This window comes from Natrarchaeobius chitinivorans (assembly GCF_003841505.1).
Classification (GTDB): Archaea; Halobacteriota; Halobacteria; order Halobacteriales; family Natrialbaceae; genus Natrarchaeobius; species Natrarchaeobius chitinivorans.
The window spans coordinates 217,108-238,614 of the sequence record NZ_REGA01000003.1 but is presented as its reverse complement, the minus strand read 5'-3'; the positions used below and the strand labels follow the sequence as shown (position 1 = coordinate 238,614).

Below are 21,507 nucleotides of genomic sequence, written 5' to 3'. Positions count from 1 at the left end.
TCACCCGTGCTGACCGATCCCCACTTTCGCGAATCAATCTGAATATCGTGCGCTATTTGCGTCCTGTATGCAGCAGAGACTGAACGTCCTACACAGATTCTGTCAGAACCTCCCCGCTGAATATAGAGGCTGAGTGCAGCACGACGACTCCATCTGTTTCACGGCGATATCAATGAACTATCTGATCACTGGATGTGCGAACTTGGCGTTACTGGTAGGACTTCCTGGGAGAAAACATATGATGGTACAACTATAGTGACAACTGGAACTATAGTAGACATTAGAAGTAATTACTCACTGTAGGAATAGAGAGTTGATCGAGAGCTGTGTCAGTCGCCGTTGTAAGATCGTCGAGTGACTCAAAGAAGCGGTTGCTAAGAGCGGATTGGAGTTGTCTCCAGCACTCCTCGACAGGATTTAGTTCTGGCGAGTATGCTGGTAACGTAACGAAGGCGAGGTCGTCACGGGCCGCCAGGTCCGTGACAGCCGACGCCTGAAAATACGGTGCACCATCCAGTACGATGAGCAAATCATCTTCGAACCCTTTGCATAATGCAAGAATGAAATGTTTGGCGTGTTCGGCGGTTACGTACTCTTCGAACCGGGCGAAAAAGCGATCACCGTCTTCGGTGATCGCGCCCAAGAGACACGTCCAGCCGCGTTGACCGGATAATTCGACAGACGGCCGCGTGCCGCGAGGAAACCACGCGGCACGCGGCTCGACTTGCACGGATTTCTTGGTTTGATCGATACAGACTACTGTGGCGTCCATCTCCCGCCGCTTTTTTTGAACTCCTCGCGGAACGTTTTTTGCTCGTCTGCATCGGATTCGACGGCTGTACGGCGCGGTTTTTGATAGCTCAATCCCGCTTCTTTGAGCAACCGCCGGCAACTCGGGATTGAGTATTCGACATCGTACGTCTCGTTAAGATACTGCTGGACGAGCGCCGGCGTCCAAGCTGGTGCGTCGAGCCCAACTTTCTCAGGAGATTCGTGGACAGTTGCTTCGAACTGTTCTTGCACTTTTCCGGAGAGCTTTCGATTTCTCCCAGACCGGTGAGCATCAGAAACAGCCTGCTCAAGCGACTCATCAGTATCGAGTCGCTTGAGCCAACTATAGATCGTCCGTCGCTCCACGCCGTACCACTCGGCTAGTTCAGTCTGCTGAATGCCGTTTTTGTACGCTATTGCGGCTAAAAGCCGTTGTGTCGGCTTCTTTCCGTCCGCGTTGTCGAGAGCATCTTGCAACTCCTCAACTGAGATCTCGTCGAGGTGATCCACTGTCTGTTGGAAGGATCTACGAGTAAATAATTCTAATGGTTACTATAGTTACACACTGATCGCACAGCTCACGGGTCACTGCGTTCCCCGTTCGCTATATCGCGGTTCTCGTTCGTTACACTCACTCCGAACCGCGCTCTCGTCGTGCGATTAGGTGTGCATTGACTTCCAGTGGCTACTATAGTAACAGCTGAAACGATGTACACACCGATCGCCAATTCATCTGGCGATCAGGTATGGGATGACGTGCAGTGGCAACGATGAGGTCCCATAGCGTTGTAACGACAAGCCAAAAGAGCCGCAGTCACTCTCCCGGTCTCGAGGTGGGGAATACTACTGGGAGCGGTCCGAGCAAGCAACTTATCCGGGTCGAGGGCCTCGACGTGTACATGAGTGAACGGGCCGGGTCTTCTGAAGTGGCGTTCTGGGGAGATGCGGACGACACCGAGGCCCTCCAGCACTATCGCACTCTCGTCAATACGATCGACGATGGGATCTATCGACTCGACGCCGAAGGCCGCCTCGTCTCGGTCACCGACGCCATCGTGGAGATAACCGGGTACACGCGTGAGGAACTGCTCGGTGAGCACGTGTCCGTACTCTTCGACGACAGTGTGTCGATCGACCACGAGACCGACAATCACCGAGCGAACGCCGCCGACCGGAGCGAGCCACTCGAGCGCACCGTGGAGACCGCGGAGGGGGAACGAATTCGCTGTCAAGTGCGGACAAGTGTGCTCGACGCTGGTGACACTGTACAGGGAGCAGTCGGGATCGTTCGCGAAATAGGCGAACGCGAACGGTCGGAAACCGAAGCCGCCGAAGCGACCTTTCGTCGACTGTTCGAGAACGTGCCCGGCAACTACCTCATCGTACAGCCCGATGACTACGAAATCGTGGCCGTGAGCGATGCGTATCTTGACGCGACGATGACCCAGCGGGCGGAGATCATGGGGAAGACGTTGTTCGAAATCTTTCCGAACAACCCCGATAACCCGGCCGATGGCGTCGAGAACCTCCGTGAGTCACTCGAGAGAGTAGCGAAGACCGGAGAAGCGGACACCATGTCGGTAACGCACTATCCGATCCCCGATCGCGAGTCCGGTGGTGGTGAGCCGAGCGAAGCAAGGCGATCCTCATCGGGCGAGCGCAACGAGTTCGATGGGGACGAATTCGAGGAGCGCTGGTGGAACCCGATCAACTCGCCGGTGTTCGACGCGACTGGCGAGATCGACTACATCGTCCACAGCGTCGAGGACATCACGCCGATCGTACAGGAACTTCAGGCAGACTGTGAGCAAGAGTTGCTACCGGATCCAGACACGGCGGATCCACAGCTCGCATCGGATATCGTGCTACGCGGCCAGGAGCTACTCCAACAGGCAAAGCAAGAGGCGTACGAACGACTACACGAGAGCGAAGAACGCTTTCGCGCGCTGGTCACCACCACGTCTGACGTGGTGTTCAGTACGAACGCGGACTGGAGCGAGGTGCGCAGTTTAGAGGGGTCGGATCTTCTCGCCGACACCGACGAGGACGGGCCGTCGTGGATCGAAAAACACGTTCCTCCCGAAGACCAGCCGCGCGTTCGGAAAACCATCGACGAAGCCGTTCGCACGAAACGCAGCTTCGAGTTGGAACACCGGGTCGTTCGTGAAGACGGCACCGAAGCCTGGGTCGTCTCTCGTGCCACACCGCTGCTGGATGAGGACGGAGAAGTGACTCGGTGGTTGGGAGCGGCCAACGACGTCACCGAGCGGGTCGAACGCGAGCGCTATCTCGAGGATGCGAAAGAGCGACTGGAGGCGGCGGCCGAAGCCGGCGCTGTCGGGACCTGGGAGTGGCATATTCCGGATGACCAGATGGTCACAACCGTTTCGTTCGCGAAGAAGTTCGGGATCGATCCCGACGCGGCCACCGAGGGCGTCCCGCTCGAGGAGTTCACCTCGGCTATTCACGACGACGATCGCGAACGCGTGAACCGAAAGATCGAGGACGCCATCGAATCGGGAGACGAGTACGTCGCGGAGTACCGCGTCTGGGACGCAGACGACGACCTCCGGTGGGTCGTTGCGCGCGGCCACGTCGAGTACGACGAGGACGGAACACCAACCGTGTTCCCCGGGGCCCTGGCCGATATCACCGAGCGCAAGCAGTTCGAGCGGCGACTCGAGGAATCCAACAGGCGTCTCGAACAGTTCGCGTACGCCGCCTCACACGATCTACAGGAGCCTCTACGGATGATCACGAGCTACCTCCAGTTGATCGAGCGCCGCTACGCGGACGAATTCGACGAGGACGGTCAGGAGTTCATCGACTTCGCCGTCGACGGCGCCGAGCGAATGCGCGACATGATCGACGGGTTGCTCGAGTACTCGCGAGTCGAAACGCGCGGCGATCCCTTCGAGCCAGTCGATCTGGACGACGTTCTCGAGGCCGTTCGTGCAGATCTGCAGGTGGCCATCGAGGAGAGCGATGCGACGATCACGGTCGAGTCGCTGCCACGCGTCGAGGGCGACCCCGAGCAGGTACGGCAGGTGTTTCAAAACGTGCTTTCTAACGCGATCGAATACAGCGACGACCCGCCGCGGGTGGACGTCTCGGCCGTGCAAAACGGCTCGGAGGTAATCGTCTCGGTCTCCGACGAGGGGATCGGCATCGACCCGGAGGACAGAGAGCGTGTCTTCGAGGTATTCCAGAGCCTCCACGAGCGAGACGAACACTCGGGAACGGGAATCGGCCTCGCGCTCTGTAAGCGCATCGTCGAGCGCCACGGTGGCGACATCTGGCTCGAGTCCCAACCGGGCGAGGGGGCGACGTTCTCGTTTACGCTCCCTGCTGCAAGCGGTGACGAGGCGTGAGTGTCGTGTTAGTCCGAGCGTAGTAAAGCGGAAACCGAGGCCAAAGCAGAAAGAGGTATTCGAACCGATAGCACTTCCAGCCTCATACGAGTTAGTGGACCTCGAAACCCTCGATTCGCTGTTTGAACAGCCGGAGGCTGGAACAGTTCGAGAGATCGCAGTTGAATTCGTCTATGACCTCCTCCCCGGCGTAAACACCTCCAGGACAGCACGCGACCGACGCCTATATTCGCCCGGAGCGCGCCGCCTCGCATATGACCGTTCGGTTCGTCACCGGCAACGAGGGAAAGGTTCGCGAGGCTCGAGCGTACCTCGAGGGAATCGACAGGGTCGAACAGATCGACTACGACTACACCGAGGTCCAGAGCGACTCGCTCGAGGAGATCGCCAGCGTCGGCGCGCGGGAAGCGTTCGAAGCGGCGGGAGGCGACGATCCAGTCCTCGTCGGTGATACGGGACTGTTCGTCGACGCGATGGGTGGCTTCCCCGGCCCGTACTCGGCGTACGTCGAGGATACCGTCGGCGTCGAGCGCCTCTGGCGGTTCGTCGAGGCCGAAGACGATCGGCGCGCACGCTTTCGGACGGTCCTCGCGTTTGCGGACGGCGACCGGACGGAGACGTTTACTGGGGCGCTCGCAGGGACGATCGTCGCACCTCGAGGCGACGAAGGCTTCGGCTACGACCCCATCTTCGAGTACAACGGCCAGACGTTGGCCGAGATGAGCCTCGAGGAGAAAAACGCGATCTCACACCGCGGGCGAGCGCTCGCGGCGTTCGCCGAGTGGTACGCGGACTTCGAGTGAGTATCGGGAAATCACAATCTGGCTTCGGATTATATCTCCTATACAGCCGTAATTGTCGTGTTGGGTCGGGATTGTTCGGTTCGGACACGACCATCCGGAACAGTTATATCGAATTATCCCGATGTGTTCCGTGTGTGCTCGAACGATGACGAGTCGACATCTATCGTCCGTTCGTATCGGGAAAGTTCGATACGACCATGACTGACGAAACGCTCGAGGAGGCATGCCGGGCGCTCGAGCAACAGTACGACGCCGAGTCTGACTCGGTCGAGGGGCTCGAGGAGCGCCGACCGGCCGACGAAACGGTGACCACGCAGGAGACGGTCTTCGGCGCGCTCGCGAACGACCACCGCGTTCGAATACTCGAGGCGCTGCGCGACGGCGAACTGTGCGCCTGCGAGTTGCAGGTCGTCCTCGAGGCCCCGCAGTCGACGGTCGCGACCCACCTGCGAACGCTCCGGGACGCGGGCCTCGTGAAGACGCGCAAGAAGGGAAAGTGGACCTACTACCGCATCGCGGACACCGCGGTCTTCGAACTGCTCGACGTCGCCGCCGTCGTCGAGACGCCGACCGAGTAACCCGCTTCAACGATGACAGACCACACCGCACCGACGTGCGATACGAGCACCGACGATACGAGCACCGACGACACGTCCAACCGAACGAACGCAGACTCGGACGTAACCGACGGCACCCCCGACAGACGGGCCCACGTTCGCGAGGAGTACGGCGACGTGGCCGCCGGCGAAGGTGGCTGTTGCGGCTCGGCGACCGCCGAGAACGACGGCGGCGGCGTAACCGCCGATCCCTCTCGAGCGACTGCGCTGGGATACGACCCCGACGACCTGGCGCAAGCGCCGGACGGCGCGAACCTCGGACTCGGCTGTGGAAACCCGGACGCGATGTCGGCCCTCGAGTCAGGAGAGACGGTGCTCGACCTCGGCTCCGGCGGCGGGTTCGACTGTTTCGTCGCGGCGCGGGAAGTCGGTCCCGACGGTCACGTAATCGGCGTCGACATGACGCCGGAGATGCTCGAGCGCGCTCGAGAGAACGCGGCCGAAAGCGAGTTCGACCACGTCGAGTTTCGGCTGGGTGAGATCGAACACCTGCCGGTCGCCGACGCGAGCGTCGATACGATCGTTTCGAACTGCGTCGTCAACCTCTCGCCGAACAAGCCCCAGGTGTTCGCCGAAGCCGACCGGGTGCTCCGGCCCGGCGGCTCGCTCTCGATTTCGGACCTCGTCGCGACAGGGCCGTTACCGCCCGAGGTTCGGAACGATCCCGACGCTATCGCGGAGTGCGTCGGCGACGCGGCGAGGGTGACCGATATCGAGTCGTGGCTCGCTGAGGCGGGATTCGTCGACGTCACAGTCACCGAAGAAGGGGAGTGGAGCGACGATCTTCCGATCGTCTCCGCCCTAATCGAAGCCCGGAAACCGACGTAACTCGCGATGCGGTATCAGGATCGCGGGTCGCAGTCGGGGCCGGGATACTCGCCACCTTCGACCGCCTCGTAGAGGCTCTCGGGATCGAACAGGCGGGCGAACGCGTCCGGCGGACGAACGCTCACCGAGACGCGAGGCTGGAGCGAGAGCCCCGCTTTTGCCGAGCCGAGACGCTCGTCGTAGGAGAGAAGGTGTGCCGCCTCGCCCCGATAAGCCGACGCGAGCGCGGGGTGGTCCTCGGCCGGGTGGTCGACCGCGACGCAGTCGGCCTCGAGTCGCGCCCGGTGATCGCCGGCGAGGTCCGCGTCGGCAAGCGAGGCGACGAGCCGTTCGGTCTCCTCGAGTAAGTGCTCGCTCGCGAGGAGGTCGACCCAGGAGTGACGGCGGACGTAATCGAGCGCCTCGCGGGCGTCGCCGCCGACGAGCAAGTCGGCCGCGAGCACCGCCGGACCGGCGACGACGCGCGTCGGATCGGGCTCGTCGCGACGGTTACTCATCAGTCATCTCCGTCCTCGAATCGTACGTCTCCAGGACGCCCCCGAGGTCGACGTCGTACTCGCCACCGCGGTCGAACAGCTCTTCCCAGCTAGCAGTCATCGTCTGACGTTCGGTCGCCGGCGTGAAAAGTGGTCACCGTCGGACGGTCGGAGGCGTTACGAAAGCCCGTCCACATTTGCGTTGGCCCGTCCACATTCGCGTTGGCCCGTCCACATTCGCGTTGTCCGGGTGGGTCTCGTCCCGCGACGAAACGTCACTCCCCCCTCGAGAGAAGCCAGAATGCGGCGGCCCCGAGGACGAACGCGACGCCGACGTTGATCGCCAGCCCGGCGACGCCGACGCCGACGACCAGCGCGAGCGCCCGCCCGTCGTCGATCGGAGCGAACGCCGCCCGGCCGAGCTCGAGGGCGACGACGGCGAGTAAGACGCCGAGCAGGGCCATCGGAAACGCTGCCAACAACGCGCCGGCGGCCACCAGCGCGAGCGCGAGGTAGCCGAGACCCAGCAGGACGTTCGCGCCGCCGGTGCGCGCGCCGAAGGCGTACTTGCCTGCCAGCCCGCCGCTGCCGTGACACATCGGCACGCCGCCGACCGGGATCGCCGCGAGGCAGGTGACGCCCATGCTCTTCGAAAGCGAATCCGCGGAGACGTCCCGGTCGTAGAGGTCGCCACAGAGCAACGCGGTCGCGATCGCCGCGTTTCCGACCGTCATCCCCAGCTGGGCGACGGTTCCCTCGAGCGCCGCCGCAGATACCGTCGGGACACCAGCGGGGAAGAGCGCGAGTTCGGGGAGACGCGGCGTCGGGAACCCGGTCGTCAGGACGGCCGCGATCCCGCCGAGTGCGAGAACCGCGAGGATACTCGAGCGGCGGTAGCCGACGAGCGCGAGCACCCCGACGACAGCCAGCCCACCGACGGCCACTGGAAGATTCCCGACGGAGAGCCCGACCGCGGCCTCGAGCAACAGCAAGGCGACGGCGAACTGGACGCCGCGGATCACGGGCTCGCCGACGATCCGCTGGAGGCGATCGACGAGACCCAGCGAGCCGACGACGAGCAACACGCCGCCCGCGAGCAGCCCCGCCGCCGCGAGTTCCGGGTACGACAGCGAGCCGACGATCGCCAGCCCGATCAGCGCCTTCATCGGCTCGACGGAGAGCGGCATCCCGTAGTACACCCCCCAGACGATCTGGAAGACGCCGAACCCGATCAGAACGTGGGGCAGCGAGACGGATGTCGTCGCCGCGAGCGCGACGAGCAACGGCAGGACAGTAACCGAATCACCTAGCGCACCCGTCAGTTCCGAGACCGAAAACTCGAGTTCGGATCGGGTTGGATTCCCGGACGAATACGCCATCTATGGCCGTTATCGTCCGTACGCGTTTCACTGTTTCGAGAAACTGGTGTTGGTTATTCCGATCCGTCTCTGAAAGCAGTTTAGCTTACACAGCGTCGAACTGACAGACACCCGAGTGGCAACCGTGTGTCCATCGACGCCGAGTTCGTGTGACGTCGAGGTCCGCCGTTCGTCCGACTTCTGGCGGTCGCGTTCAGGTGGCACAGCGGCCGACAAACGCTACGGCTAAAGGGACGGCGCTGCATCGATCGATCGTGAGTGATCTCGGAAAGATCGATCGGGCGTTCTTCGATCGACACGTCGCGCCGAACCTCGGCGCAGAGCGCACCGACGTCGCCATCGGTCCCCAGCACGGCGTCGACTTCGGCGTGATCGACGTCGACGGGACGGCGCTGGTCACCGCGACCGATCCGCTCTCGATTCTCCCCGCACTCGGCTTCGAGCGGGCCGCGCGGTTCGCCCTCGACCTCGTCCTCGCGGACGTGGCCGTAAGCGGCGTTTCGCCGTCGCACCTCTCGATCTGTTTCACCCTGCCCGAGACGATGACCGACGAGGAGTTCGAGACGGTCTGGACGACCGTCCACGACGAGTGCGCCGACCTCGGCGTCGCCGTCGTCACCGGCCACACAGCCCGGTACTCGGATCCGTCGCACCCGTGGGTCGGCGCGGCAACCGCGATGGGCGTCGGCGAGCACGACGACGTCGTCCGCCCCGACGGCGCGCGCGTCGGCGACCGGCTCCTGTTGACGACCGGGCCAGCCGTCGAGGCGGTCGGCCTCCTGAGCACCCTCTTTCCCGACCAGCTCGAGCTTCCCGACGAGGTCGTCGCGGACGCCCAGGATCGACTCGAGGAGGTGTACTGCGTTCGGGACGCCCTGACCGCGGCCGCGGCCGGCCCCGTCACCGCGATGCACGACGTCACCGAGGGCGGGCTCGCCGGCGCGTTGAACGAGATGGCCGACGGTGCGGACGCGCGGTTCGCTATCGACCGCGATGCCGTCCCGACGCGGCCGGGCGTCCACGAGGTGTGTGAGCGCCTCGAGATCGATCCCTGGGCCGCGACCAGCTGCGGCTCGCTGCTCGTCGCGGTCGAGCCCAGTGGCGTCGACGCGGTCCGAAGCGCGCTCGAAGATCGGGACACCGTCGTCGCCGAGATCGGCCGCGTCGAGGACGGCGAGGGCGTCGTCGTCGACGGCGAGCGACTCGAGCATCCGGCAGTCGATCCGTCGTGGGCGGCGTACGCGGAACTGGCCGAAGCGTCTCGAACCGATCGATAGACGACGTTGTTTTCCGTTCGAACTCGATTCTCGAGGGTATTCTCGCTCGGATAACCGTATTCGAAAGTTATACTCTGTCAGGACAATTCTGACGTATGAACCATCCCCTCCGGTCGGACGGTGTGGGTCAGTCTCGTCGATCGACGTCCCGGCGAGGGCTTCTCGCCGGCCTCGGGACGACAGCGGTTTCGGGGTTTGCTGGGTGTTCGTCCATCATCGAGACCGTGTGGGATCCGTTCGAGGAGTTCAACGTCGGCAACCACGGCGGCGAGACGGTGACGGTGAGTACCAGCGTCGTTTCGCCCGACGGCGACGAACTGTTCGCCGAGACGACGACGTACGACGGCGGCGAGTGGGACGGCTACGAGGACGTATGGGAACGGACGGGCGAGCACACCATCTCGTTCGAGGTCGAGGGCGGTCGACGGGTGAGCGACGACGTTCCGGTGAACTCACTCGACGATCAGTGGGCTGTGACGACCGCAAACGGGTGGCTGTTCGTCTACTCGCCGGGCGATTTCCTCCTCACGAACTACAACGGCGGTTCGGCGACGGTCGACGTTCGAATCGAGGATCCCAACGGCGAACCGCGCCTCGACCAGCGAGTCGTGTTCGAGAAGGAGGGATCCGTGCGGTTCACGGACGTCTGGGAGCGGTCGGGCGAGCACCTCGTCACCCTCGCCGCCGAGGACGGCCCCAGCACGACCGAGACGATGCGTTCCGCCGGCTCCATGTACGTCAACGCGATCGTCCTCGAGGACGACGAGTTCTCGATGGGGTGGGACGAGAGCGCCCTCGAGGACAGCGAGTCCGCGGTAGGATGGAACGCAGGATGACGGCGGCACGGGACACTCGAGTTACCTCCACGGAACCGGACCCGTTCCGATTATCGTAACAACTGAAACGGTTTACACACCGATCGCCGATCAGTCTGGCGATCGGGTGTGCAGTGACGTTCAGTGGCTACTATACCGACGACCCGGGAACCCCGCCCCGACCATCACCGATTTGTATAACCACCGAATAGACTCGAGTATGAAGACGCCAACACCCGAGACGCGTCCGGTGGCGCTGACGATCGCGGGGAGCGACTCCGGCGGCGGTGCCGGCATCCAGGCCGACCTCGCGACGATGGCGAGCCACGGCATCTACGGCACGTCGGCGATCACGGCCGTCACCGCCCAGGACACCCGGGGCGTCGAGTCGTCGTTCGTCCTGCCGACCGCGGAGATCGACGCCCAGATCGACGCCGTCGTCGGAGACTTCGACGTCGGCGCGGCGAAGACGGGGATGCTCGCGACGACCGAGGTGGTCGAACTCGTCACCGAGCGCGCTCGAGCGTTCGCGTTCCCGCTCGTCGTCGATCCCGTGATGGTCGCCACCTCCGGCGACCGATTGCTCGACGAACGCGCCGAACGCGCCTACGAAGCGCTGATCGCCGAGGCCGCGGTTGTCACGCCGAACGCCGACGAGACCGAAGTGCTGACCGGGATCGAGATCGACGGCGAAGAGACTGCCCGCGAGGCCGGCGAGGCGCTCCTCGAGATGGGAGCCGACGCCGCACTGGTCAAGGGCGGTCACGTCCCCGGCGAGACGGTCCGGGACGTCCTCGTCCGCGCGGGCGACCCGGCGACGGGGACGGGCGAACCCGTGGTCACGACGTTCGAACACGAGCGCGTCGACACCGACGCGACCCACGGTTCGGGTTGTGCGCTTTCTGCCGCCATCGCGGCGCGACTCGCGCGCGGCGAGGGCCTCGAGGCAGCGGTCGAGGGCGCGACGGACTTTCTCTCGAAGGCGATCGAACGCCACTACGACGTCGGGCGGGGGCCGGGAGCGGTCAATCACTCCGTCGATCGGTAGCTGACGGGCCGTGATTCAGCCGGTTTTTACGGATCGGGAGTCTTACGGCGACCATGGTCGAGAACCCGTTCGACGCCGAGATTCGCGTCGGTGAGGTCCTGGAAGCCGAAGCGTTCCCCGAGGCGAACAAGCCGAAGATGACCAAGCTCTGGATCGATCTCGGAGAGGAGGGCGGCGAGATTCAGTCGGCCGGACAGCTGGACCACCACTACGATCCCGAGGAACTCGAGGGGCGGCAGGTGCTGTGTGCGACGACCCTGGGCTCGGTTCGGATCGCCGGGTTCGAATCGGAGGCGCTGACCGTCGGCGTTCCGGACGAGGACGGATATCCGGTGCTCGTCGAACCGAAGTCCGACGTGCCCCTCGGCGGGCTGTTGTTCTGATACGGCCGCGAGTCAGAAATAGCAGTAAAGCTATCCGTCCGGCGAGAGCACGGCCAGTATGGACGACGATCCGTCACCGGCCCCGGGACCGTCGGCCGAGGGAACCAACGTCGAGGGCGAGTCACCGCAGATCGAGCCGACGGTCGAGACCGAAGAGGCGACGATTACGGACGACGCCGAACTCGAGCGCACGCTCGGACTTTCTGGCGGGTTGGCGATCGGTATCGGGACGATGATCGGCGCGGGCATCTTCGTCTTCCCGGGACTGGCTGCGGGAAACGCCGGCCCGGCCGCATCGGTCTCGTTCGCCATCGGTGCCGTCGTCGCGTTACTGGTCGCGTTGCCGGCGTCGGAACTCGCGACGGCGATGCCGAAAAGCGGCGGCGGCTACTACTTCATCTCGCGCGGACTCGGGACGCTCGCCGGGACGGTCGTCGGTCTCTCGTTGTGGTTCGGGCTGGTGTTCGCCACGGCGTTTTACCTCGTCGGATTCGGCTACTACGCCGTCGACACGCTGGCCGAACTGGGTATCGCGGTCGGAGCGGAACTGGTGATCCCGATCGCGTTGCTGTTCGGCGCGGGCTTTACCGTGTTGAACGTCACGGGGACCGAAAACGCGGCGAAACTCCAGAACGGCGTCGTCGCGCTGTTGCTGTCGATACTGATCGTGTTCCTCGGTTACGGCGGGCTCGATGCTGCCGGGCTCCTGGGCGAGCCGACGGCTCCCGAACGGTTCGCCCCGGCAGGAATCTTCCCCGTGTTCACGACGGCGGCGCTCGTTTTTACCTCGTATCTCGGCTTCGCACAGGTGGCGACCGTCGCCGGCGAGATGAGAGATCCGGGCCGGAACCTGCCGCTGGCGATGGTCGGATCGGTGCTCATCGTCGGCGTCCTCTACGTGGTGACGATCTTCGTCGCGACGAGCGCGTTCGGAAGCGAGCAACTCGAGCAGTTCGGCGAAACCGCGATGGTCGAAGTCGGTCGCCACTATCTCGGGCCGATCGGCGCGTTCGCGATCGTCTTCGGCGGCCTGCTCGCCACCATGTCGAGCGCCAACGCGTCGGTGCTCAGCACGTCTCGAGCCATCTACGCCGTCTCCCGTGACGCGCTCTTGCCCCGGCGAGCGAGCCGGATCAACCTCCGGTACGGCACGCCCCACGTCGCACTGGGGCTGGCCGGCGGGCCGATTCTGGTGTTGACGGCGACCGGGCGCGTGCAACTGCTCGCCGAGGTCGCGTCGTTCCTCCATCTCATCATGTACGGACTGATCTGCGTGGCGCTCATCGCGTTGCGTCGCGACGAACCGGAGTGGTACGACCCCGACTTTCGGGTTCCCGGCTATCCGGTCGTCCCGGCGCTCGGCGCGCTCTGCAGTGTCGCTCTCATCGGGTTCATGCAACGCGAATCGCTGTACGTCGGCGTCGGAATCATGCTCCTGACCGTCGGGTGGTACCTCTACTACGCCCGCGACGTCGAGCTGAAAGGTGCACTATGACACGCATACTCGTTCCACTGGCGATACTCGAGGGAGGATCGGTCTCGGCCGGGCTGACGGAGTTGCTCGAGCCGATGAACGTGACGGTACTGGGCTATCACGTGTTGCCCGAACAGACGCCGCCGGATCAGGCGCGGCTGCAGTACGAAGAACGCGCCACGGACGCGCTCGAGGACCTCGCGACGGAGTTCGGGGCGGAAGACGGGACCGCCGACTATCGCCTCGTCTTCACTCACGATCGCAAGCAGACGTTCGATCGAGTCGCGGAAGCGACCGACTCGCCGGTGTACGCCATTCCCGGAGCGACCGGCCCCATCGATCGCATCCTCGTGGCGCTCACTGGCGACGTCGCCGTCGAACGGATCGTCTCGTTCGTCGCGGAACTGATCGGGGACCACGAGATCGGCGTCACGCTCTTTCTGGCGACCGACGAGGAGGCCACCGGTCGGGAACTCCTCGAGACGAGCGCGCGAGCGCTCGCCGGGAACGAAATCGACGTTCGAACCGAACTCGCGGTCGACCAACCCCCGCTCGAGGCGCTCGCCGCCGCCGCCGTCGACCACGACGCCATCGTCATGGGCGAACGCGCGCCGTCGCTCCGGACGCTCGTCTTCGGCGAGGAGGCCGAACGCGTCGCCGCCGAGTCGGTCGGGCCGGTGCTCGTCGTTCGACACCGCGAGGACGACGCAGATCGCGAGGATCCAGCGAGTACCGAGGAGCGCTGATCGACCGATCCCCGAAAACCGTTTGCGCGTCGCTGTCGCGAAATCAGGAGTCGCCGCCTCCGTCCTCTGGATCGGTCGATTCGTCTCCGTCCTCGACCTCGAGGTACTCCCCGCGGATGACCAGAACCGGATCGACGGTTTTTCTGGCGAGTTTCTTCGCCCGGTCGCGGAAGATGAACCGCCGAATCGAGGGGCGACTCTCGCCGACCACGAGGAGGTCGTACTCGCTCGCCACGTCCAGTATCTCTCGCGTCGGCGAGCCGTCGACGCTGAGCACCGTGTCGACTCGGTCGCGGTCGATTCCGTGCTCGATCAGTTCCTCGGTCGCGTCGTCGAGGAGTTCGGTACCGCGATCGCGGTCGTCTTCGTCGGAGACGACGTGGAAGAAGGTCACCTCGAGGTCGGTATCGGCCACGAGGGCGGCGAGTAACTGTGCGATGTACTCGAGGTTGACGTCGCTTCGGATCGCGACGAGGACCGACTCGAGAACGGGTGCCGGATTGACCAGCAGGACGCCGTCGCAGTCCGTCTCCACGGCGACCCGTTCGAACGTCTCGAGGCGGTCGTGCGTGAAGACGAGCCGAGTCGAGACGTCGAGACACCCGGCGTCTTCGAACGTTCGCTGCACGTCGTCGAGCTCGCTTCGCATGCGTGGTGCGTACTGGTCACGGGCCTGGTCGGTCCCGGTCTGATCGGGAATCTCGCGATAGCCGAGCAGAACCACGGGAACCGACGCGAACGCGTCGACGATCGTCCGGGGAACGGACTCGCCACCGAGGACGTCGATCGGGATCAGCACGCGATAGTCGCGGGGTGGTGCCATTGTGGGGGCTCGTCTCACGAGATAGGACGGCGACCGTAATAGAACCCGGTACGAACGCAGCGGTGAGTGTCACGACTCCCGATACGTGGTACGTGCCAGGGGCTTTTAGACCGACGGCGGCTCGCCTCGTTCATACTGTCGGTCAGCACTATTCGACGATCGGTCGCTCTCCTGCGGCCGTCTTCGACGGCGACGGCCGCGAATTCGCGATCGACATCTCACTGACTGCTGTCCGACAGTATCACTTCCACCGCGGATCCCGCAGGGTTTTTGTCGTGGCCCGCCAGTCACCGCACATGACCGAGGCGACGGGTATCGTCGGGGAGTTCCTCTCGCTCAAAGCGGAGACCGACGCCGACCTGCTGGCGATGCAGTGTGGCGACTTCTACGAGTTCTTCGCGGACGACGCGGAGGTCGTCGCCGACGAACTGGACCTGAACGTCTCTCAGAAGTCCTCGCACGGCTCGTCGTACCCGATGGCGGGCGTCCCCGTCGACGACCTCACGCCCTACCTCAAGGCGCTCGTCGAACGCGGCTATCGCGTGGCCGTCGCCGATCAGTACGAGACCGACTCCGGCCACGCCCGCGAAGTCGTCCGCGTCGTCACGCCGGGCACGCTGCTCGAGACGACCGACGCGGACGCCCAGTACCTCGCGGCCGTCGTCTGCGACACCGTCTCCTCGAGCGGCCGCTCCGGGGGCGCGGGCTACGGACTGGCGTTCGCGGACGTCACGACGGGGCGCTTTCTCGTCGCCGACGCCGCGGACCTCGAGGCGGCGCTGACGGAGCTGTACCGGTTCGACCCCGTCGAGGTGTTGCCGGGGCCGGACGTCCGATCGGACGACGACCTCCTGTCGGCGGTTCGCGAGCGCGTCGACGCGACGCTGACGTTGCACGAGACGGAGGCGTTCGCGCCCAAACGCGCCGGCCACGCGGTCCGCGAACAGTTCGGCCGCGAGACGGTCGACCGCCTCGGCGTCGGCGACGTAACGCTCGCGGCCGCCGGCGCGGTTCTCTCGTACGTCGAGGAGACCGGCTCCGGCGTGCTCGCGTCGATGACGCGCATCCAGACCCATCACGACGACGACCACGTCACGCTCGACGCGACGACCCAGCGCAACCTCGAGCTGACCGAGACGATGCACGGCGGCAGCGACGGCTCGCTGCTCGCGACGATCGACCACACCGAGACGAGTGCGGGCCGGCGACGCCTCAAGGAGTGGTTGTGTCGGCCGCGGCGGTCGCTCGAGACGCTCGAGCGCCGGCAAGCGTCGGTGGCCGCGCTCTCGTCGGCCGCCCTCGTTCGCGACGAGCTACAGGACGCTCTGGGGGATGCGTACGACCTCGAGCGGCTGGCCTCGAAGGCCACCCACGGCAGCGCCGACGCGCGCGATCTGCGTTCGGTCGCCGAGACGCTCGCCGTCCTCCCAACGATCACGGACGCGATCGCGGACGCGCCCGAACTCGCGGACTCGCCGCTGACCGAGATCGTCGAGCGGCCGGACCGCGAGCGCGCCAGCGAGTTGCGCGAGACGCTCGAGGCAGCGATCGCGGATGACCCACCGTCGACGGTAACCCAGGGCGGGCTCTTCCAGCACGGGTACGACGACGAACTCGACGAGGTGATCGAACGCCACGAGGGGCTAAAAGAGTGGCTCGACAGTCTCGCCGAACGCGAAAAGCGCCAGCACGGCCTGTCACACGTCAGCGTCGATCGGAACAAGACCGACGGCTACTACGTCCAGGTCGGCAAGTCCGCGGCCGACGGCGTCCCCGACCACTACGAGCAGATCAAGACGCTGAAGAACTCGAAGCGCTTTACGACCGACGAACTCGAGGAGAAAGAACGCGAAATTCTCAGGCTCGAAGAGCGTCGCGGCGACCTCGAGTACGAGCTGTTCGAGGAGCTCCGCGAGGAGGTGGCCGAGCGGGCCGAGTTGCTTCAGGACGTCGGCCGGACGCTCGCGACGGTGGACGTCCTCGCGAGCCTGGCGACCCACGCCGCCGAGAACCGCTGGGTCGAGCCTGCTCTTCACGAGGGCGACCGCCTCGACATCGATCAGGGTCGCCATCCGGTCGTCGAGCAGACGACGGAGTTCGTGCCGAACGACGTGGCGATGGACGAGAGTCGGTGTTTCCTGGTCGTCACCGGCCCCAACATGTCCGGGAAGTCGACGTACATGCGACAGGTCGCCTGCATCGTCTTGCTCGCACAGATCGGCAGCTTCGTGCCGGCGAACGACGCGGAAATCGGCCTCGTCGACGGCATCTTCACTCGCGTCGGCGCGCTGGACGAACTCGCACAGGGGCGATCGACGTTCATGGTCGAGATGAGCGAACTCTCGAACATCCTCCATACGGCGACCGACGACTCGCTGGTGATCTTGGACGAGGTCGGTCGCGGCACTGCGACGTACGACGGCATCTCGATCGCCTGGGCGGCGACGGAGTACCTGCACAACGAGGTTGGGGCGAAGACGCTGTTTGCGACCCACTATCACGAACTGACGGGCCTCGCCGAGAACCTCCCGCGGGTCGCCAACGTCCACGTCGCGGCCGACGAGCGAGACGGCGACGTCACCTTCCTCCGGACGATCCGCGACGGGCCGACCGACCGGTCGTACGGCATCCACGTGGCCGATCTTGCGGGCGTTCCGACTCCCGTCGTCGACCGCGCTCGGAACGTCCTCGATCGGCTGCGCGAGGAGAAGGCCATCGAGGCGAAAGGCGGTGGATCGTCGGAACCGGTACAGGCGGTCTTCGACCTTCAGAGCGGAACCATGCAGACGGCGAGTGGCGGATCTGGACGCGAAACGGCCGCGAAAGCCACGAGTGACGGCGGAACCACAGCGGAGCCGAAGGAAACTGTATCCAACGGGACCGGCGACGAATCGGTCGGCGCGGTGGCCGAATCCGATTTCGATCCCGAGACGCGGGCGGTTCTGGACGAAGTCGAGTCGCTGGACGTCGACCGGACGCCGCCTATCGAACTCATGTCGAAGGTCCAGGAGTGGCAAGAACGGCTCTCGGAGCCCGACGAATGAGGGGATGAGAGCCCAGTAGTTCACACGGGAAGTCCTCACTGTGTACCGGTGTGACGCGAGCGGTCACCGGTCACACCGGTAACGACTGCCAGCGGACCGTATCGGAAGCCGCCGCACTCGTGAGCGTTCTCGAGCGGGGCAACCAGGAATTGATCCGCTCGAATAGCACAAAATAGTTATATTCCTGTGAGTAGAAAAATACGTGATGAAAGTCCCCGCTCTCTCACGCCGCGCCGTAATCGCAACCGGTGGGCTCGCCGCCGGAGCTGGTATCGTCGGTGGCGCGTGGTTCGGTCGAGATCGAACCGATGACGGGCCCGGTGCTAGATCGTTCTCGGCTGGAACGGTACCCGGCGGAATAGATCGACTCGTTCACGCTCGAGTCGGCGAACTCGCGGACGACGACACCGCACGGGAAGCCACGACAACGATCCTCGAATCGGCTGCGTTCGCCGACGTGCCGGAGTCGCTCTCGGCGATCGTCGGCGGCGAGACGGAGACCGACGTCGATCCGTCGGGGCTGAGAAAGCTGGTGCTTTGTGGAAACGACGCCGACGGATCGGTGGCGATCGTATGGACGACGTGGGGGGAAGCCGATCTGCTCGAGGAACTCGAGACCGTCGCCGGCGTGACGGCTGAATCGAACGACGACGAGGCCGTCACGTACAGCCTCGGTGAGTCGACCGTGGCTTCGCTCACCGACGACGCGTTCGTCATCGGTGCCGAAGCGATGAGCCGGGCCGTCGTGGACGTCTGGCACGCCGACGCCGACCCGCTCACGGGCGATCTGTTACGAACGTTCGAGGGGGCGACGACGGACGCGCCCGTTCGGTTCGCGTTCGCTACCCCCGGCAGCGATTGTCCGGGACCGCTCGTACCCGACGACGACATCGCCGAGGCCGTCGAGTACGCGTTCGGATCGGCACACTCCGCAGATGGGGAACGAATCGTCGACGCGAACCTGTGGACGAACTCGCTCGACGCTGCACGCGACGTCCACGACGAGATCGGAGCCACACTGGACCGGGACGGCCAGAACGACGCGGACGATCCGTTCGACCCCCCGGAGGTGCGCGAGTACGTCGCGCTCGAGCGGGACAACCAGGTGGTGACCCTCGAGTTCAGAAGCGAGACGGCGGCGTCGCTGGCGTTGGTTAGATCGTTCCTCCGCACCGTCGGCTGTCCGGTTCGGTCCTGATACCGGACGCGTCGTTTCTAACAGTACCTGGTGTAGCTGAACGACTTATCGTCGCGGTGACTGTTCATCCATCCGATCCGAGGGAGGCGAAGCCCCCAGCGAAGATCGACGTCGATGTTCAGGGCGGTCGTGGGGATCGGCATCCCGCCACAGTCGGTGTCGTAACGCGAGACGCTGCCGACCTCGAACACCGCGGGATACTTCGCGGATTCGGCTCTCGAGCTGGTGATCTTGAACTCGTGGTCCGAGCGGCCGGATCTCTTGGTCGTCCTGTCCCGGAGGTACGCGCCGTTCATCGTAACGCTGCTGTTGTACCCGATCGAGAGGCCGGGATCTTTGCTCAAGTCGAGTCCCATACTCACCCCACGGGTCGTACTGACGTCTTCGACCTGTCCTTCCGGATCCGTACTCACAAGCAGGTCGTCCGTATCGACCGTGTTCCACGGTTGGTCCCAGTCGAGGTACACTCTCGCTTCCCGATTCCGCCAGCCAGTATGAACCGTGCCCGACGTACAGTATTCGTCGAATCCGTCCTTGCACAGCTCCCGGCCTGGTTCCATCCGGATCTTCGACCGGGCCGCGATCCGATCGTCCTCCCACGAGTTTCTGACCTCGTTGGTGAACTCCACGGCCCCCGGCTTCGCGTCGGAGATCTCCGTATCGGTGAACTCCTCGTGGTAGATATCGTCGGATCCGAAATACGACCAGTCGCTCCAGTCTACGTCCCAGTCGTTCTGGGTCGTGGCGTCCTCGGTGGATACGGCGTCCGTCGATCCCGCCCGCTCGAGCAACTCGTCGGCTTTCGAGTCGAGCCTCGAGTTGCCCGCCGACCGTACCCCGGGTCCGTCGGGAATGTATCGCTCCGGCCCGGCGGTTACGAACTGCTCTCGAACGTTCCCGGCATCGTCGGTCAAGATATTGTATCCGACGATACGAACGTCGGAAAAGCTCTCTTCGACGTCGAGATAGAGCCGCGACGACGATTCGGAGTCCATCGTGGTCCCGCCGTCGGAATACGAGTCTCGTAGGTCGTCGACGGCCGATCCGTCGACGGGTTCCTGTACGCTCCCGCGGAGCGTCTCGTAGGTACTGGGCGGGTTCTGGAGGCTCTGCTGTCGTGCAGTTGCACTCCCTGCCAGCGTAGCCGATGCACCGAGTGCGCCCACGCCGATCATTTTCAGTGCCGAGCGCCGATCTAGCGGATGGTTATTATCATCCATAACTGGTTGGGCTACAATACTGTATATATATCTATTGTATAATTATATACATTCCAAACTATCTCGAGTTGTATTCGAGAACGCGTCGCTCGAATCAGCGCCGGTGATCGCCAGCCAACGAGTAGCGAACGATCATCAATCAGCACGTTCGCCCGCTCTACAGCGGGATCCAGTTCGAACTGATTCGAGGAAGAACGGTCAAGTGCTTCGGAGCAGACTCCCAGGCAGTTCACCGCTGAACCCGTTTCGCGTCGGTCGACGCGAACCCCACCGAATCGCCGAACAGAGGTGTTTTGGCCATACCGCCGAAAGCACAGCCGAGATGGACCTTTCACGAGCACTCGAGGGAATGACAACCCCTCTCGTGACGCCTTTCGACCCGGAATCGGACGAGATCGACGAAGCGGCGCTCGAGGACGTCGTCGATCACCTCCTCGAGAACGGTATCGACGGCCTGTTCCCGTGTGGAACCACGGGCGAGTTCGCGAGTTTGACGCCCGATGAGCGAACGCGGGTCACCGAACTCGTAGTGAAGCACGCCGACGGAGAGGTGCCGGTGCTCGCGGGTGCGGCCGCGACGACGGTACCAGAGACGCTCACCGCGATCGAAGACGCCGCCGATGTCGGAGCCGACGCCGCCGCGATCGTTCCGCCGTACTTCCACACGGCGAACGCTCCGGCCGGCAACCGGCAGTTCTTCGAGTCGGTGGCCGACGAGTCGCCGCTTCCCCTCGTCCTGTACAACATCCCGACGTGTACCGGCCTGCGGATCGAACCCGAGACGCTCGAGTCGATCGCCACCCGCGAGAACGTGATCGGAATCAAAGACTCGAGCGGCGACCTCGAGTACTTCCGGACGGCCGTCCGTCGCACGCCGGAGGAGTTCCTCGTGCTTCAGGGGTACGACGCGTTGCTCGTGCCGGCGCTCCGGATGGGGGGCGACGGCGGGGTAAACGCGCTGTCTCACGCCGCGCCGACCCTGTTCGGCGAGTTGCTCGAGGCGGCCGACGAAGAGCGCGGACTCATCTTGCAGGACGCCGTTTCGACACTTTTCGAACCCTGCAACGAGTACGGGTTCGCGCCGGTCACCAAAGCCGCACTCGTCCACCGGGGAGTGATCCCCTCGGATTCGGTTCGGCCGCCGCTCGTCTCGGTCCCGGCGGACGGTCGCGAGGCGATTGAGACGGCGACCGACGACCTGCTCGAGACGGCAAGTCGGTCCGACCACGCGTAA

Annotated in this window: 17 protein-coding genes and 1 pseudogene; 13 read left to right on the top strand and 5 right to left on the bottom strand. The window is 64.4% G+C overall.

Annotated elements, in window-relative coordinates:
- Positions 1-280 precede the first annotated feature (280 nt).
- A protein-coding gene (locus tag EA473_RS05465) for an IS630 family transposase (protein ID WP_124194654.1) occupies positions 281-1,281 on the bottom strand; the annotation gives its coding sequence in 2 pieces (ribosomal slippage) (positions 281-789 and positions 789-1,281; 1,002 coding nt in all).
- Positions 1,282-1,670: 389 nt separating this feature from the next.
- Here EA473_RS05465 and EA473_RS05460 point away from each other — a divergent pair.
- The 4 genes from EA473_RS05460 (at position 1,671) to arsM (ending at position 6,390) form a co-directional block, all read left to right on the top strand.
- Complete coding sequence (locus tag EA473_RS05460) at positions 1,671-4,142, top strand: PAS domain-containing sensor histidine kinase (protein ID WP_124194653.1); 2,472 nt, start codon at positions 1,671-1,673, stop codon at positions 4,140-4,142.
- A 254-nt stretch (positions 4,143-4,396) separates the two neighbouring features.
- On the top strand, positions 4,397-4,945 hold the full coding sequence (gene rdgB, locus EA473_RS05455; protein WP_124194652.1) for an RdgB/HAM1 family non-canonical purine NTP pyrophosphatase: 549 nt from the start codon (positions 4,397-4,399) through the stop codon (positions 4,943-4,945).
- Positions 4,946-5,142: 197 nt separating this feature from the next.
- Positions 5,143-5,523, top strand: coding sequence for an ArsR/SmtB family transcription factor (locus EA473_RS05450; protein ID WP_124194651.1), 381 nt, complete (start codon positions 5,143-5,145; stop codon positions 5,521-5,523).
- Between the two features lie 12 nt (positions 5,524-5,535).
- Positions 5,536-6,390 carry an arsenite methyltransferase gene (arsM, locus tag EA473_RS05445; RefSeq protein WP_124194650.1) on the top strand — a complete coding sequence of 285 codons (855 nt, stop codon included), beginning with the start codon at positions 5,536-5,538 and terminating at the stop codon, positions 6,388-6,390.
- 14 nt (positions 6,391-6,404) lie between these two features.
- On the opposite strand, the gene EA473_RS05440 is transcribed toward arsM, so the two are convergent.
- Positions 6,405-6,887 carry a DUF7384 family protein gene (locus EA473_RS05440; RefSeq protein WP_124194649.1) on the bottom strand — a complete coding sequence of 161 codons (483 nt, stop codon included), beginning with the start codon at positions 6,885-6,887 and terminating at the stop codon, positions 6,405-6,407.
- Between the two features lie 254 nt (positions 6,888-7,141).
- Positions 7,142-8,245, bottom strand: coding sequence for a putative sulfate/molybdate transporter (locus EA473_RS05435; RefSeq protein WP_124194648.1), 1,104 nt, complete (start codon positions 8,243-8,245; stop codon positions 7,142-7,144).
- A gap of 254 nt (positions 8,246-8,499) precedes the next feature.
- Between EA473_RS05435 and EA473_RS05430 the strand changes: the two genes are divergently transcribed.
- From EA473_RS05430 to EA473_RS05405, 6 genes and pseudogenes are all read left to right on the top strand, one after another.
- Complete coding sequence (locus EA473_RS05430) at positions 8,500-9,522, top strand: AIR synthase family protein (RefSeq protein ID WP_124194647.1); 1,023 nt, start codon at positions 8,500-8,502, stop codon at positions 9,520-9,522.
- 95 nt (positions 9,523-9,617) lie between these two features.
- Complete coding sequence (locus tag EA473_RS05425; protein WP_124194646.1) at positions 9,618-10,358, top strand: hypothetical protein; 741 nt, start codon at positions 9,618-9,620, stop codon at positions 10,356-10,358.
- A 199-nt stretch (positions 10,359-10,557) separates the two neighbouring features.
- Positions 10,558-11,379 (top strand): annotated as a pseudogene (gene thiD, locus EA473_RS05420) (bifunctional hydroxymethylpyrimidine kinase/phosphomethylpyrimidine kinase); the annotation flags it as partial.
- Between the two features lie 59 nt (positions 11,380-11,438).
- Positions 11,439-11,768: a tRNA-binding protein gene (locus EA473_RS05415; RefSeq protein ID WP_124194644.1), complete on the top strand. Its 330-nt coding sequence runs from the start codon at positions 11,439-11,441 to the stop codon at positions 11,766-11,768.
- Between the two features lie 58 nt (positions 11,769-11,826).
- Positions 11,827-13,263 (top strand): APC family permease, encoded by a 1,437-nt coding sequence (locus tag EA473_RS05410; protein WP_124194643.1) that lies wholly within the window; start codon positions 11,827-11,829, stop codon positions 13,261-13,263.
- Positions 13,260-13,988, top strand: coding sequence for a universal stress protein (locus EA473_RS05405; RefSeq protein ID WP_124194642.1), 729 nt, complete (start codon positions 13,260-13,262; stop codon positions 13,986-13,988). Before EA473_RS05410 ends, EA473_RS05405 begins: the two co-directional genes overlap by 4 nt.
- A gap of 43 nt (positions 13,989-14,031) precedes the next feature.
- Here EA473_RS05405 and EA473_RS05400 read toward each other — a convergent pair whose 3' ends face one another.
- Complete coding sequence (locus EA473_RS05400) at positions 14,032-14,811, bottom strand: universal stress protein (protein ID WP_124194641.1); 780 nt, start codon at positions 14,809-14,811, stop codon at positions 14,032-14,034.
- A gap of 296 nt (positions 14,812-15,107) precedes the next feature.
- On the opposite strand from EA473_RS05400, the gene mutS reads away from it, so the two are divergent.
- Entirely contained in the window at positions 15,108-17,855 is a 2,748-nt protein-coding gene (gene mutS, locus EA473_RS05395; RefSeq protein WP_124194640.1) for a DNA mismatch repair protein MutS, read from the top strand.
- Between the two features lie 205 nt (positions 17,856-18,060).
- The gene (locus EA473_RS05390; RefSeq protein WP_124194639.1) at positions 18,061-19,053 is read left to right on the top strand and encodes a hypothetical protein; all 993 of its coding nucleotides are present in this window, start codon (positions 18,061-18,063) and stop codon (positions 19,051-19,053) included.
- 17 nt (positions 19,054-19,070) lie between these two features.
- Here EA473_RS05390 and EA473_RS05385 read toward each other — a convergent pair whose 3' ends face one another.
- Positions 19,071-20,273: a hypothetical protein gene (locus EA473_RS05385; protein WP_124194638.1), complete on the bottom strand. Its 1,203-nt coding sequence runs from the start codon at positions 20,271-20,273 to the stop codon at positions 19,071-19,073.
- Between the two features lie 322 nt (positions 20,274-20,595).
- Between EA473_RS05385 and EA473_RS05380 the strand changes: the two genes are divergently transcribed.
- On the top strand, positions 20,596-21,507 hold the full coding sequence (locus tag EA473_RS05380; RefSeq protein WP_124194637.1) for a dihydrodipicolinate synthase family protein: 912 nt from the start codon (positions 20,596-20,598) through the stop codon (positions 21,505-21,507).